We start from the raw sequence: 13,748 nt of genomic DNA on the forward strand, positions 1-13,748 counted from the left end.
GCGCAAGAGCGACACGCCGCTACCGTGATTTCCGTTACCTAAATGTGACTCTAGCGGAAATACCCTGTACGGTCGATAGAGTGCGGTCGCAATTGGAACCGCACATCCGGATTACGCCAAACTCTGCCGCTTCCCGGATTCCGCTGGACCAGGCAGAGACGGGGAACCCAAGTTCCCGGGCACCCTGCATCCATGGACCCTTGGGGTTAAGCCGACACGTGAGCATCCGTGCGGCCGGATTTCCCATCCGCACCCGACAGCTAACTCCGTAGGAGTTGAGAGGCATCATGACTGACATCAAGGTACAAACGCGCCCGGACGGCGACGCCGCAACCCACGCCACGCATTCACGCCATCGTGCCGAGCCGGCCAGACGCGGCCCGGCCGGGTTCGCCAGAGGCATGGGCTACACCGGGCGCCGCGCCGCTGTCGTCGTCACCGTCTGTGCGGTCCTGCTCGGCGTTGGAGCGGCCGGACAGGCAACCGAGTCCACGGCCAGCCCGCAAGCCACCGGCAGCACCGGTGCATCCGCCATCACGGCGACCCCGGTGACGCCCCTCAATTTCGAACGGGTTCGGGACGATTCGCTGTTTCCGACGCCAACTGTTGAAACCACCGCTGCGCCTGCCCCGGCCGGCGCCCAGCCTACCTCCGCTGACGCCACGCCGGCTGAAGCGCCGGTACCCGCAGCCCCGGCGGCCGTGCCGGAACCAGCCGCAGCACCAGCCCCCGCCCCGGCTCCAGCTCCGGCACCCGCTCCTGCCCCGGCCCCGGAGCCTGTTGCAGTCGATGACCCCGCCGGCGCACAGGCTTACGCTGCGTCCCAGCTTGCCTCCTACGGATGGGGGCCCGACCAGATGCAGTGCCTGGCGAAGCTCTGGACCAAGGAATCCGACTGGAAGACCACGGCCACGAACGCCAGCAGCGGTGCCTACGGCGTGGTCCAGGCCCTGCCCGCCGAGAAGATGGCCAGCGCCGGCGCAGACTTCCGCACGAATTACCGGACCCAGATCAACTGGGGCCTCAACTACGTCAAGGAGCGGTACAACTCCCCCTGTGGAGCCCTGAACTTCCACTACGCGAACAACTGGTACTAAGCCGCAAGGCAGCATCAGCGTAGACAGTAGCCCGAAAGCCCCGGATCCTCTTCGATCCGGGGCTTTTCGTGCCTTCCGGTTCGTGCCTTCCGGCGCGTCTTTAGCGTGCACGGCTGGTGCCTGCCCGGATCCTTCCACTTGCATCCTTCCACTTGCACAGCACTTGCACAGCTTGCCGCTAAAGCCCTCATATGAGGCGGCGCCACAGTTGAGCCATGACGTTCACCGACCACGCCACAGAAACCCTGCCGCACAGCGCTACGGCCCCGGGCGGCCTGGCGCCGAGCACCCTGCTGGTGCCCGGCGGCCCCGTTCCGGGCGCCGGTCTCCGCCCTGAGCCGCCGGCCGCAGCGGAAACGCGGCGCGCACCCGTCAGGCCCGGCGTCGGGCTGCCGCTGCTGGACGTGACCATCCCGGTCTACAACGAGGAACAGGACCTTGAGGAGTGCCTGCGCCGCCTGCAAGCCCACCTGGCCGAGTCCTTTCCGCACAGCTTCAGGATCACGGTGGCGGACAACGCGAGCACTGACGGCACCCTTCAGGTTGCGGAGCGTGTCGCGCGGGAACTCCGCGAAGTCACCGTGGTCCATCTGGCAGAGAAGGGACGGGGCAACGCCCTGCGGAAGGTGTGGCTTGGCTCCCCGTCACCGGTCCTCGCGTACATGGACGTGGATCTGTCAACCGACCTCGCGGCACTTGGCCCCCTGCTCGCCCCGTTGATTTCCGGGCATTCGGACCTGGCCATCGGCACCCGGCTGACCAGGAACTCGCGGGTGGTCCGCGGACCCAAGCGCGAATTTATCTCCCGGAGCTACAACTTCCTGCTGCATTCCCTCCTGGGCGCCCACTTCAGCGACGCCCAGTGCGGGTTCAAAGCCATCCGCGCCGATGTGGCGCAGCAGATCCTCCCGCACACGCTGGACAACGCCTGGTTCTTTGACACTGAGCTTCTGGTGCTCGCGGAACGCTGCGGGCTGCGCGTCCATGAGGTCCCCGTCGACTGGACGGACGACCCGGATTCCAGCGTCGACATCGTCCAGACAGCCCTGGCCGACCTGCACGGCATGGCCCGGTTAGGCCGGGACCTGCTATCCGGCAGGATCCCCATTCCCGAGCTGCGCGCTGCCATGGCCCGCGGTCCGCTCCCTGCCGCATCCCGGCCGCAGGAACAAAGCCTCCGCGGGAGCCTCTTCGGCCAGCTGGTCCGCTTCGGCAGCATCGGGGTGGCCTCCACCCTCGCCTACCTCCTGATCTTCCTCAGCTGCCGCGGGATCATGGACCCGCAGCTCGCCAACTTCCTGGCGTTGCTCGTCACTGCCGTGGCCAACACGGCCGCGAACCGCCGCTTCACGTTCGGCATCCAGGGCCGCAGCCTCGCGGCCCGGCACCACTTCGAAGGCCTGCTGGTGTTCGGCATCGGGCTGGCCCTGACCTCAGGCGCGCTGGCCCTGGTTCACAGCGGCGCGGCCGGTACGCCGGACCGCTGGCTGGAGATCGTCACTGTCACCGTGGCGAATCTCGCCGCCACGGCCATCAAGTTCCTCCTGTTCCGCCTGGTGGTGTTCCGCCCCGGCGTCCGACGCACGGGCCCTGGCTGGGGCAACACAGCTCCCTCCCAGAAGCACACAGAAACGGCAAAAGCAAGATGACCGCCAGCCTCGATTCCCACGCCGCGCCCGTCACCGGCGCAACCCCAGTTCCCGACGCCCCGGCACTGGGCCACGTACTGGCACGGCGTCCTGCCCGGCCGGACCACAGCCGCCGTGCACGGCTGCTGTTCGGAAACCAGGCCGGTTGGGTCCGCCCCTCGGCCGCGCTGTTGCTGGTGCTCACCGCGGCCCTGTACCTGTGGAACCTGGAAGCCACGGGTTACGCCAACTCCTTCTACGCCGCCGCCATCCAGTCCGGCAGCCAGGACTGGACGGCCCTGCTGTTCGGCTCCCTCGACGCCGGCAACGCCATCACCGTGGACAAACCGCCGGCGGCGCTGTGGATTCCCGCGCTTGCCGGGCGGATCTTCGGATTCTCGCCGTTGAGCATGCTCATTCCGCAGGCCCTCATGGGCGTATCGGCCGTGGGCGTGCTCTACCTGGCCGTCAAACGCGTGTCCGGCCCCGCGGCGGGCCTGCTGGCCGGCGCCGCGCTGGCGCTCACGCCGGTGGCGGCGCTCATGTTCCGCTTCAACAACCCGGACGCCATGCTGACCCTGTGCCTGGTTCTCGCCGCCTACCTCACCACCCGGGCGATCGAGAAGGCGAGCTGGAAGTGGCTGGTGGCGGCGGGAGCTGTGATCGGCCTGGCGTTCCTGGCCAAGATGCTCCAGGGATTCCTGATTGTGCCGGGCCTGGCGCTGGCGTACCTGTGGGCGGCCCCCGCCACCCTGGGCCGGCGGGTGCTGCACCTGCTCGGCGCGGCCGCGGGCATCGCCGTGGTGGCCGGAAGCTACCTTGCCCTCTTCCAGCTGACCCCGGCGTCGGCCCGGCCGTACATGGCGGGTTCCGAGACCAACAGCTTCCTCGAGCTCACCTTCGGCTACAACGGCCTGGGCCGGATCACCGGCTCCGGCGGCGACACACCGGGAGGCGGCGGGATGCCCGGTGGCAGCGGAAACGTCGGCTTCGGCGGAGCCACCGGGATCACACGCATGTTCGGCGCCAGCTTCGGCGGGGAGGTGTCGTGGCTGCTGCCGGCGGCCCTGATCCTGCTCGTCGCCGGATTGTGGTTCACCCGCAGGGAAGCCCGGACCGCCACGCGCGCGGCGCTCCTGCTCTGGGGCGGCTGGCTTCTGGTCACCGCGGCAATCTTCAGCTTCATGGGCGGCACCGTGCACCCTTATTACGCGGTGGCCCTCGCCCCCGCGGTGGCTGCCCTGGTCGGAATAGGAGCGGTGGAACTGTGGCGCGGACGGGCCTACTGGCCAACCCGCATCGTGCTGGCCGCCACGGTCCTGGCGGCCTCCGTCTGGTCCGCGGTACTGCTGAGCCGCGATCCCGCCTGGCTCCCGGGCCTCAGGGTTGCCGCCGTCGTCCTCGGCTTCCTCGCCGCCGTCGCCCTTGTCCTGCGGGTAGACAGCTTTCCGGGCCTTCCGGCCCGGTTCCGCAAGGCAGTGGCGGCGGGCGTCGTCACCGTCTCGCTGCTGGCTGGGGGTTTGGGGACGACGGCGTGGACGCTGGCGACGGCGGCCCAGCCGCACTCCGGTTCCATCCCCACCTCCGGCCCCGCCGCTTCAGCGATGGGCGGCGGGATGGGAGGGGTGAACCGCGGCGGCTCAACTGGCGCCCCGGGCGGGATGGGGACCGGATCTACCGCAACCGAGCTGACCGCCTTACTGAAGTCGGCCGGAACAAAGTGGTCCGCCATTGTCTCCGGTGCCACCCAGGCCGCCAGCCTGGAACTCGCCACCGACACCAGCGTGATTGCGCTCGGCGGCTGGAACGGCGGGGACCCCTACCCCACGCTTGCCCAGTTCCAGGCCATGGTGGGGCGCGGTGAAATCGGCTACTTCATCTCCGGGGGCGGAATGGGCGGTGGCGGCCGCGGAGGAAATTCCGAGGTGGCAGCCTGGGTCGCGGCAAACTTCCAGTCCGAATCCGTCGGCGGCACCACCGTCTACAAACTGAACCAGTAGGCCGCCGTGATCAAGACCGCTGAGACCAAGGCCGCCGTGACCAAGACATTCACCCGAGCTACCGCCGGCACGGGCCTCCGCCAGCGACTGGAACTGGCCCTGCTGCTGCTGGCCACGGGCACCCTCTACCTCTGGAACCTGGGAGCCTCCGGCTGGGCCAACGCCTTTTACTCCGCAGCGGCCCAGGCCGGGGCGCAGGACTGGACCGCCTGGTTCTTCGGCTCCTCCGACGCCGCCAATGCCATCACCGTCGACAAGCCCCCGGCCGCGCTCTGGCTGATGGGCCTGTCGGTGCGGCTGTTCGGACTTAGTTCCTGGAGCATCCTCGTTCCACAGGCCCTCCTGGGAACCGGGACGGTCTGGCTCCTGTACCTGGCCGTGCGCCGGGCCGCCGCTCCGGCCGCTGCCGACGCACGCCTCGCCCACATCGCGGGACTGCTGGGTGGCGCGGTTATGGCGCTCACCCCCGTGGCTGCGCTCATGTTCCGGTACAACAACCCTGATGCGCTGCTGGTCCTGCTCATGACCGCGGCCGCCTACGCCGTCATCCGTTCGATCCAGGAGGCACGCCTGCGCTGGCTCCTGCTCGCCGCCGTGTTCCTGGGCCTGGGCTTCCTGACCAAACAGCTGCAGGTCCTGCTGGTGGTCCCTGGCTTCGCCGCGGCGTATCTGCTGGCGGCCCCGGCCGGCTTCGGCAAGCGCGTGCTGCACTTGCTCGGGGCGGCCGGGACCATGGCGGCTGCGGCAGGATGGTGGCTGGCCGCCGTCGAACTCATCCCCGCGGAAGCCCGGCCCTACATCGGCGGCTCGCAGAACAACTCCATTTTGGAACTGACCTTCGGGTACAACGGCCTGGGACGGCTCAATGGCGAGGAGACCGGGAGTGTGGGCGGCGGGAACGGCTGGGGAACGCCGGGACTGTTCCGGCTGTTCAACAGCGAGTTCGGCGGCCAGACTGCGTGGCTGCTTCCTTCGGCGTTGGTGCTGGGCGCCGGACTGCTCTGGCTGGGCCGGTGCGCCCCGCGCACCGACGTTGTGCGGGCCTCCGTGGTGATCTGGGCGTCCTGGCTGGCAGTGACCGGCCTGACCTTCAGCCTGATGGCCGGCATCATCCACCCCTACTACATGGTGGCCCTGGCGCCAGGGATCGCTGGGCTGGCCGGATTGGGCGGCGTCCTGCTGTGGCAGCGCCGGGACCAGCCGGTGGCGGGCGCGGTGCTCGCCACCGCCGTCGTGGCGTCGGGTTTCATGGCCTCCGAGCTTCTGGCCCGCACGCCCGCCTTCCTGCCCTGGCTGCGCTGGCTGGTCTTGTCCGGCGCGCTGGCCGCCGGTGGCCTGCTGATCGTGACCGCCGTCGCCCCGCGGCTCCGCGGTTTCCGGACAATCGCCCGCACGACGGCGGCCGTCGCCATCGCTGCCGTCCTCGCCGGCCCTCTGGCCTACTCCCTCGCCACCGTAGCCACCCCGCAAAGCGGTGCGATTGTGAGCGCCGGGCCGGCCGTGAACAGCAGGAGCGCCGCCGCGGCCGCCGGTGCCCTGGCGCCGGGCCGGGGCGGCACCGGGACGGGCCCGGCCCGTGGCGCGGCAGGCGGGGCCGGTGCCATGGGCGGCCTGCTCGGCGCCAGCACACCGTCGGCGGCGATGGTGCAGGCGTTGAAAACCGGCGCCGGGAACTTCACCTGGGCAGCCGCCGTCGTTGGCTCCAACAACGCCGCCGGGTACCAACTGGCGACGGAACTGCCGGTCATGGCCGTGGGCGGGTTCAACGGCACGGATCCGGCGCCCACGCTGGCCAAATTCCAGCAGCTCGTGGCCGAGGGCAAGATCCACTACTTCATTGCCGGGCGGATGACGCAGGGCGTAACCGGTTCAGACGCCGCCGCCCAGATCGGGGCGTGGGTGCAGGCGAACTACGCCGCGCAGAGTGTGGGCGGCACCACCGTGTACCTGTTGGCCGGCTGAGCACCGCCGCCCCGACGCCCGGCGGCCGACCGAGCCGGCCGGGCACGCCGCGGGCGCGGCGCCGGCCCGGCGCCGGCGGCCGACTGAGCCCGCCAAGCACGTGGGCTCAGCGCGGGATGTACTGCACGGCCCACTTGTTGCCGTCGGGGTCCGAGAAATAGACGAAGTGCCCCCACTCCTGGACATCGACGTCGCTGACGTCCACGCCGTTGTCCTTGAGCTGTTTGTGCGCGGCGTGGATGTCGCTGACGACGAGCTGCAGGCTGGGCGCGGTCCCTGATGGCGCGTCGTTGAGGCCTTCACCGATAGCGATCGAGCAGCCGGAACCAGGCGGGGTCAGCTGCACGAAGCGGAGGCCCTCCCTGGGCCGCTCGTCATAGTCGGCGTTAAACCCGACCTTGTTGACGTAGAAATCCTTGGCGCGGTCCACATCGGACACGGGGACAAACACGAGCTCGAGTTTCCAGTCCATGGAGGTCAGGGTAGCCCGGGGCCGTGCTTTCCGGAACCCTGGCCGTCCCGTGCGACCTGAAGCCCTAGGGGCGGCAGCCTGTCAGCCGGCGATGCCGTAGAGGCGGTCGCCGGCATCACCGAGGCCGGGCACAATGTACGACTTTTCATTGAGCTTCTCATCGATGGAAGCGAGCACAATCGTCACGTTGGCCTCTGAGAGCTCTTCCTCCAGCTTGGCCAGACCCTCGGGGGCGGCGAGCAGGCAGATGCAGGTGACGTCGGAGGCGCCGCGCTTGAAGAGGAACTTGATGGCCTCGCGTAGGGTTCCGCCAGTGGCCAGCATCGGGTCCAGGACGAAGATCTGGCGGTCGGTGAGGTCCTCGGGGAGCCGCTCGGCGTAGGTGATGATGTCGAGGGTTTCCTCATCCCGGGCCATGCCCAGGAAACCGACCTCTGCCGTGGGCACGAGCTTGGTCATGCCCTCGAGCATGCCGAGTCCGGCGCGCAAAATGGGAACCACCAGCGGGGTGGGTTTGGTGAAGGCGGTGCCGATGGTGGTGCTGACCGGCGTCTCGATGGTGACGGGCTCGGTGCGCACCTCGCGGGTGGCCTCATACGCGAGGAGGGTGACGAGTTCCTCGGTGAGCTGCCGGAAGACCGGGGACGGGGTGTTCTTGTCCCGCAGGACGGTGAGCTTATGGGCGACGAGCGGGTGGTCCACAACGAGAGTGCGCATTGGTCAAAACTATCACCCGGTTGCTGAGGATCCGCCCGAGGGGCCCGGCGTATCGGGAGTGCCCGTCGCGGCGGGACGGGCAATGCCGGATCCGCCGCTGGCTGCCGCTTCGCCGTCGCGAAGGTGGGCGGGATGGTCGAACGTGGGAGCGGGACCCGCGTGTTCCCGGTGCCGCAGCGCGTGGAATAGCCTGTGGGCCATGATCACGATCCCCACCCAGGCCAGCCCCAACACCCACCCCATGATGACGTCCGTCATCCAGTGATGGCCGAGGAAGACCCTGCTCATGCCCATCGCACCGATGAAGATCACACCGGCCGCGATCAGGCCGACGCGTACGACCGTCCGTCGTAGCTGCAGGCAGGCGAGGTAGACCACCAGCGCGATCACCACCGTGGTGTTGAGCGTGTGGCCGCTGGGAAAGGAGGGTGAGTTTTCATAGGGCGGTACGGCGTCGGCGTGGTCCGGGCGGGTCCGGCCAACCAGTTTCTTGCCCAGGGTGGTGGCGGTAGTGGATACCGCGGCGGCGCCTCCGATCAGGATCAGTGGCCGCCAGGTCCGGGAGGCCCAGATCAGCCAGGCCGTGAGGATGCTGGCGAGGATGGGCATGCCGACTCCGCCGCCGATGTTGGTGAAGCCGGTGACGAAGGCATCCAGCGCAGGGTTGCGCACCTGTTCCATGAACGCCAGCGTGGGCTTGTCCAGGTTGGCCAGCCCGGCGTCGTCCACCACGTTGTCGTACACTTCGGCACTCCACAGGGCCAGGCTCACCACCACCACGCCGCCGATGAGCATCGTGATCCACAGGGCGGCGTACGGCACCACCCATCTGCCCCAGCGCTGCGTCAGCCGGCTCTCTGTTCGGGTGCTCACGGCCGCCTCTCCGATCCCTCGTGTTGCACAGCTTGCTTACGGTCGAAACTATCATTGAGCCATGACGTCCCCGGAGCCACGGCATGCCCAATGGATGGGCCTTGCCCTCGCGGAAGCGCGCAAGGCGCTGGCCACCGATGACGTGCCGATCGGCGCCGTCGTGATCGGGCCCGACGGCGTGGTGCTGGGTTCCGGCCGGAACGAACGGGAGGCGTTGGGGGACCCGACGGCGCACGCGGAGATGGTGGCCATCCGCGAGGCAGCGGCACGGCTGCGGGAACGGCGCACGGAGGACGGCCAGCGCGACGACGGCTGGCGGCTGGAGGACTGCAGCCTGGTGGTGACGCTGGAGCCCTGCGCCATGTGCGCCGGGGCCGTGGTGCTGGCCAGGATTCCGCGGGTGGTCTTCGGCGCCTGGGACGAGAAAGCCGGAGCCGCCGGTTCCGTGTTCGACATCCTCCGCGAGCGCCGGCTCAACCACTGGGTGGAAGTGTACGCCGGCGTCCGCGCGCCCGAGTGTGCTGGCTTGCTGTGGGACTTCTTCGCCGGCCATCGCGGCAAGTGATCCACCGGCCTCATGCCTTCCGCGGCTGCCGGCTTACTTGCCGACGGCGGGGCTGCTTGCGGAGCCCGCTGCGGCGGAGCCTGTTGCGGCTGCCACCAGGCCGTCGATCCGTTTTTGCCGGGTGGCCGGCGAATCGAGGCTGAAGGCCCGGAAGTCGCCCAGGTCCTCGCGGATCCATGCCTCCACCTCGGCGATCCGGCGGGTTACCGCCGGCGTCGGACCGTGGAACAGCCAGGGCACAATGCGTTCCTTGCCCGGTTCGAACTGCCACAGCCCGATGATCCGGCCCCGGTCCAGGATCGGATGGTCCGGAAGGTCAGCCTGCAGTGCCAGCGAAGCCAGCACCGGCCTGTCGAGGCTCTTCCCCTCAGGGCCTTCCTCCACCAGCAGTTCCGCGGCATTCCGGCGCAGCAGCATCAGGGAATCCGTTCCTGCGAGCAGCTGGATCTGTTCCTCGGCCGGCTCCTCGAAATCGGCCAGCCGTCCGACGTCGTCGGGCAGCATCCACAGCGAGGCGCCGGCGGCCGTGGGTACCTCCAGGGCGTCGACGGCGGCCAGCGCCGCCTTGGTCTGGGCCACCGTGAAGCCTGTGAACCATTGGGACTGCTTGAGTGTGGCGCCGCCCGTCCAGGTCAGGTAGCGGCTGATGAGCTCCGCGTGCACCTCGCCTTCGGCCATTGGGCTGGCGGGCAGGTTCCAGAGCTCGTAGCTGTAGCGCTGCTGGTCCAGCCGGCCGTTGGCCGGGACCCGGCGGATACGGCCTTGCGACTGAAGGATGCCGAGGGCGGTGGGCAGCGTGGTGGCTGCACCTTTGCGTTTGCCTTCTTCGCCGAGGTTCCGCACCGAATCGCCGAGCTCGTCCTTCAGCTGGCGGGGGTCCATTGGCGCACCCGCTTCGGCGAGCGTGTGCAGGATCTGTTCCTCCAGCAGGGTGATTTCGCCGCTGTCCACCCCGAGCCGTCCGAGTACCCGGACGGCCTCGGCGGCATCCTTGCCCAGCTTGAGGGCCCAGCCGAAGTCCTCGCGGCCCAGGACATAGGTGCAGCCGCGGGCCGCGGGCAGTTCGAGGATCCGGTGGGCGAGGACGTCGGCGTCGACCTGCTTCCGGCGGATGCCAGCTCGGGCGAAGAGCGTCAGGTACGGGTTTGCCCCGCCCACGGAGCGCGCCCAGCCGGCCCGCGCGAAGACCTCTTCGGCCGTGCAGCCGGCGAGGGAACCGTCAAGGCCCTGCCTGTGCCAGGCCCAGGCGCGGAGCCGCCCGGGCGTGAGGGTCCGGGCTGAAGGAATCTTCACGGCGGGAGGCTGCGCGGTGAGCTGCTCTGGCGTCATGGGGTCATTGTCCACCAGCGGGTCCGGCAGGGGAATCATCTGCCGCCGGCAATTCCGCCGGACCTGAGCCGCCTTTGGTACCTTGACGCGCCCCGGCTGCTACCCGGGCCGCCCTAGGGTGGGCGGTGCCCCTCCCCCGCCGGCGCCGCGCAGAGGGCTTCGATGACTGTCCGGGCGGTGCGGTCCCAGCCGGGCAGCCGGTCCCTTGCGGCCAGGGCCGCCGAGCGCCACCCGGCGTGGAGTGCTGCGTCGGTGAGCCAGCGGCGCAGGAGGTCGGCAAGCGGGGACGGGTCTGTGCCGAGGGCGACGGCGGTGCCCGGCAGGGTGCCCGGCTCGGTGCCCGGCTCGGCTTCCGGCTCCGCTCCGGGGATGTCCCGATACGTGTTCGGATGCGTGCCCGGCGTCAGGCTTTGCGGACTGCCGGCTGCGAGCGCTTCCACGGCTCCGGTGCCGGCGCGCACCAGCACGGGGACACCGCGGGCGATTGATTCCGGAACGACGAGTCCGTACGTCTCGGCCCGGGAGATGAGCAGGCTGAGGTCGGCACGCGCCCATTCGGCCTCCAGCGCCTGGCCCCGCAGTTCCCCCGGGATGCTGACCCGGGCCTGCAGCCCGAGCCGGCCGACCTGCTCCCGCAGCTGGGCGGCGTAGGAGGGATCGGCGGAGTCGGAGCCGACGAGGGCCGCCGTCCACGGCAGATCGGTGAGCCCGGACAGCGCGTCGAGCAGCAGCGACTGGTCCTTGTTCGGCAGCAGGGCCGCCACCGCCAGGAGGTGAGGGGGCTGGGAGCCGTGGGCGGGCGGGCCGGGATCCGTGCCCGGGAGTGCCACCGTGATGCCCTCGAGTCCGTGCCGGGCGCGGAGCCCGGCGGCCGCTGAACTGCTGGTGCAGATCACCCCGGCCGCCTCCCGGAGCGCGCGACGTTCCAAGCCGGGATCTTCCAGGGGCATATGCAGCAGGATCCAGGCCGGCTGTCCGGCGGCGGCCGCAGCCGCAAGCTCCTCCGGCGCTCCGCAGGCAAGGAGACCGTCGACGACGGTGACCCGGCGGGACGCCCCCGGGCGAGCGCCGCCGTCGTCGTCGCGGTCGCCGCCGCCGTCGTGCGTTCCGTCGGAATACAGCGCCGCCGCGAGCCGCTGCCGGTCCGCCGCGCTGCCGGCCGGCCAGCCGCCGTCGAGCGCTACGGTTTCCACCTCAACGCCCTGCGCCGTCAGCCCCCGGGCGAGCGCCGCGTTATAGACGTTCCCGCCGGAGTTGTGCCGGACGTTGCCGGGCACCACCAACCGGAGGCGGAGGCCCGACGGCTGCATTTGTGGCCTAACCGGCGTTGAAGTCGAGCGAGAAGCTGGCCCAGGCGTCGGGAGTCTCGCGGAGCGTGACGTCCAGCCCGGCGAGGTCGCGGCCGTCCTGGCCGGTGCGGATCTTGGCCGCCACGGCGTCGGCGATGTACTGGGCAAGGGCCTCGGTGGTGCTGAGCTTTCCGGCAAAGTCCGGGTGCTCGTCCAGGTTCTTGTAATTGAGGCCCTCGAGGACGTTATCCAGCACCTCGCCGGCCTCCCCGATGTCCAGCACGATCGAATCATCATTCAGCGAGCGGCGCCGGAAGGTCACCTCCGTGACGAAGGTTGCGCCGTGCATCCCCTGGGCCGGGCCGAAGGCAGGGCGGGGAAGGCTGTGGGCAATCATGAAGTTACGGCGGACGGTCAGGCTGAACAATATTTTACCTCGTGGCTTTAGTAGGAGCGGGGTCGGTGCCCCAGGGCGGGTTTATTCAGTCTCTGGGGTATTCGATGACGTGGCAGAGCGCGTCAAGGTTGCCGTCGGAAAGCCGCTGGACGACATCGGGAAGCTCGTCGAAGGTGGACGAGCCGGTGAGGAACGCGTCAAAGGCGGGGTCGCGCAGCAGGGAGGCAGCAAGCTCGAGCCGGTCCGCGTTGGTGCGGCGGTGGCGGCGTGAGCGGGCCACCACGCCCACCTGGCTGGCGCGGAGGGAGAGCCGGCGGGCGTGGAAGTCCTCCCCCAGCGGCAGTGTGACGTGCCGGTCTGCATACCAGGACATCTCGATGATCTCGCCTTCGTCGCCCACGAGCTGCAGGCTCCGCTCCAGGCCGGACTGGGAGGCGGAGCAGTGGATCACGATGTCGCAGTCCGGCAGCGCGTCGTCGGGATGGCTGAATTCGACGCCCAGCGCGTCCGCAAAGGAGCGCTTGTCCGGGTCGATGTCGATGAGCTGCAGCCGCCCGAGCGGGAAGGCGCTCAGGAGCTTGGCCACCATGCCGCCCACGAGCCCGGCACCGATGACGGCGACACGGTCGCCCAGGCGGGGGCCGGCCTCCCACAGTCCGTTGACGGCAGTTTCCACGGTGCCGGTGAGGACTGCACGGCGGGCCGGGACGTCGTGGGGAACAACGGTGAGCGACTCGACGGGGACGACGTAGCGGTCCTGGTGCGGGTACAGGCAGAAGACTGTTTTGCCCAGCCAGTCGGCCGGACCCTTCTCCACGACGCCGACCGAGAGGTAGCCGTATTTCACCGGGCCGGGAAAGGAACCTTCCTGGTTGGGCGCGGCCATTTTCTCCGCGACGCATTGCGGCACGCGGGCGTTGTGGACGACGAGTTCCGTGCCCTTGCTGATGCCGGAATAGAGTGTGCGGACCAACGCCTCACCCGGCCCGGGGGCAGGCAGCTCCTCATGGCGGAGCTCGCCTTTTTCGGGTCCGACGGTCCAGTATGCGGTTGCTGTGGCGTGCTGTTTCGAAGTACTCATCCTGCTTATGAATCTAGTGCCCCCTGCAGGCGGGCGAAAGTCTGGCGCGCCCGGGCGGGTGGCTGCAGGCCCTGGTTGGGGCTTGGCGAGGGGCCGCCCGAGCGGGCGTCACGGGTGGCCGTTTTGGGGAACAGCGCCTGACTCCGGTACCCTATACAGGTTGGTGACGTGTCCGAGCGGCCGAAGGTGCAACACTCGAAATGTTGTTTGGTGTCAAAGCCAACGTGGGTTCAAATCCCACCGTCACCGCGAATGAGAAAGGCCCTGCTTCCCTTGTAAACAAAGGAAAGCAGGGCCTTTTGGTTGTCCGTAAAAGGCCTTGCGGTGACGCAGCAGTG

At 69.4% G+C, this 13,748-nt stretch carries 12 protein-coding genes, 1 tRNA gene and 1 riboswitch; of the genes, 6 read left to right on the forward strand and 7 right to left on the reverse strand.

Annotation, left to right across the window (positions count from 1 at the left end; all coding sequences use genetic code 11):
- Positions 1-104: 104 nt before the first annotated feature.
- Positions 105-287, forward strand: a riboswitch (cyclic di-AMP (ydaO/yuaA leader).
- The 4 genes from QFZ65_RS17785 to QFZ65_RS17800 all read left to right on the forward strand — a co-directional run bounded on the left by QFZ65_RS17785 (position 288) and on the right by QFZ65_RS17800 (position 6,687).
- The gene (locus tag QFZ65_RS17785; protein WP_306912068.1) at positions 288-1,097 is read left to right on the forward strand and encodes a hypothetical protein; all 810 of its coding nucleotides are present in this window, start codon (positions 288-290) and stop codon (positions 1,095-1,097) included.
- A 215-nt stretch (positions 1,098-1,312) separates the two neighbouring features.
- Complete coding sequence (locus tag QFZ65_RS17790; protein ID WP_306912069.1) at positions 1,313-2,746, forward strand: bifunctional glycosyltransferase family 2/GtrA family protein; 1,434 nt, start codon at positions 1,313-1,315, stop codon at positions 2,744-2,746.
- Positions 2,743-4,725 carry a glycosyltransferase family 39 protein gene (locus QFZ65_RS17795; protein ID WP_306912070.1) on the forward strand — a complete coding sequence of 661 codons (1,983 nt, stop codon included), beginning with the start codon at positions 2,743-2,745 and terminating at the stop codon, positions 4,723-4,725. The genes QFZ65_RS17790 and QFZ65_RS17795 overlap by 4 nt, the downstream gene beginning before the upstream one ends.
- 9 nt (positions 4,726-4,734) lie before the next feature.
- Complete coding sequence (locus tag QFZ65_RS17800) at positions 4,735-6,687, forward strand: glycosyltransferase family 39 protein (RefSeq protein WP_373427646.1); 1,953 nt, start codon at positions 4,735-4,737, stop codon at positions 6,685-6,687.
- A gap of 106 nt (positions 6,688-6,793) precedes the next feature.
- On the opposite strand, the gene QFZ65_RS17805 is transcribed toward QFZ65_RS17800, so the two are convergent.
- The 3 genes from QFZ65_RS17805 to QFZ65_RS17815 all read right to left on the reverse strand — a co-directional run bounded on the left by QFZ65_RS17805 (position 6,794) and on the right by QFZ65_RS17815 (position 8,749).
- Positions 6,794-7,159 carry a VOC family protein gene (locus tag QFZ65_RS17805; RefSeq protein ID WP_306912071.1) on the reverse strand — a complete coding sequence of 122 codons (366 nt, stop codon included), beginning with the start codon at positions 7,157-7,159 and terminating at the stop codon, positions 6,794-6,796.
- 81 nt (positions 7,160-7,240) lie between these two features.
- Positions 7,241-7,876: a uracil phosphoribosyltransferase gene (gene upp, locus QFZ65_RS17810; RefSeq protein ID WP_306912072.1), complete on the reverse strand. Its 636-nt coding sequence runs from the start codon at positions 7,874-7,876 to the stop codon at positions 7,241-7,243.
- Positions 7,877-7,888: 12 nt separating this feature from the next.
- On the reverse strand, positions 7,889-8,749 hold the full coding sequence (locus tag QFZ65_RS17815) for a phosphatase PAP2 family protein (RefSeq protein WP_373427618.1): 861 nt from the start codon (positions 8,747-8,749) through the stop codon (positions 7,889-7,891).
- Positions 8,750-8,810: 61 nt separating this feature from the next.
- Here QFZ65_RS17815 and QFZ65_RS17820 point away from each other — a divergent pair, with 61 nt between their 5' ends.
- A complete protein-coding gene (locus QFZ65_RS17820) occupies positions 8,811-9,314 on the forward strand; it encodes a nucleoside deaminase (protein ID WP_306912073.1) in 504 nt (167 codons plus the stop codon).
- A gap of 33 nt (positions 9,315-9,347) precedes the next feature.
- Here the strand turns inward: QFZ65_RS17820 and QFZ65_RS17825 are convergent, their stop codons facing one another.
- The 4 genes from QFZ65_RS17825 to QFZ65_RS17840 all read right to left on the reverse strand — a co-directional run bounded on the left by QFZ65_RS17825 (position 9,348) and on the right by QFZ65_RS17840 (position 13,410).
- Positions 9,348-10,643, reverse strand: a complete 1,296-nt coding sequence (locus tag QFZ65_RS17825) for a DNA glycosylase AlkZ-like family protein (protein ID WP_306912074.1) — start codon at positions 10,641-10,643, stop codon at positions 9,348-9,350.
- A 113-nt stretch (positions 10,644-10,756) separates the two neighbouring features.
- Positions 10,757-11,953, reverse strand: coding sequence for a glycosyltransferase family 4 protein (locus QFZ65_RS17830; protein ID WP_306912075.1), 1,197 nt, complete (start codon positions 11,951-11,953; stop codon positions 10,757-10,759).
- Between the two features lie 7 nt (positions 11,954-11,960).
- Positions 11,961-12,359, reverse strand: coding sequence for a 6-carboxytetrahydropterin synthase (locus tag QFZ65_RS17835; protein ID WP_306912076.1), 399 nt, complete (start codon positions 12,357-12,359; stop codon positions 11,961-11,963).
- A gap of 55 nt (positions 12,360-12,414) precedes the next feature.
- The gene (locus tag QFZ65_RS17840) at positions 12,415-13,410 is read right to left on the reverse strand and encodes a dehydrogenase (protein ID WP_306912077.1); all 996 of its coding nucleotides are present in this window, start codon (positions 13,408-13,410) and stop codon (positions 12,415-12,417) included.
- 162 nt (positions 13,411-13,572) lie between these two features.
- Here QFZ65_RS17840 and QFZ65_RS17845 point away from each other — a divergent pair.
- Positions 13,573-13,659: transfer RNA gene (locus QFZ65_RS17845), tRNA-Ser, on the forward strand.
- The last annotated feature ends 89 nt before the right edge of the window (positions 13,660-13,748 follow it).

It is taken from the genome of Arthrobacter sp. B3I9, assembly GCF_030816935.1.
Classification (GTDB): Bacteria; Actinomycetota; Actinomycetes; order Actinomycetales; family Micrococcaceae; genus Arthrobacter.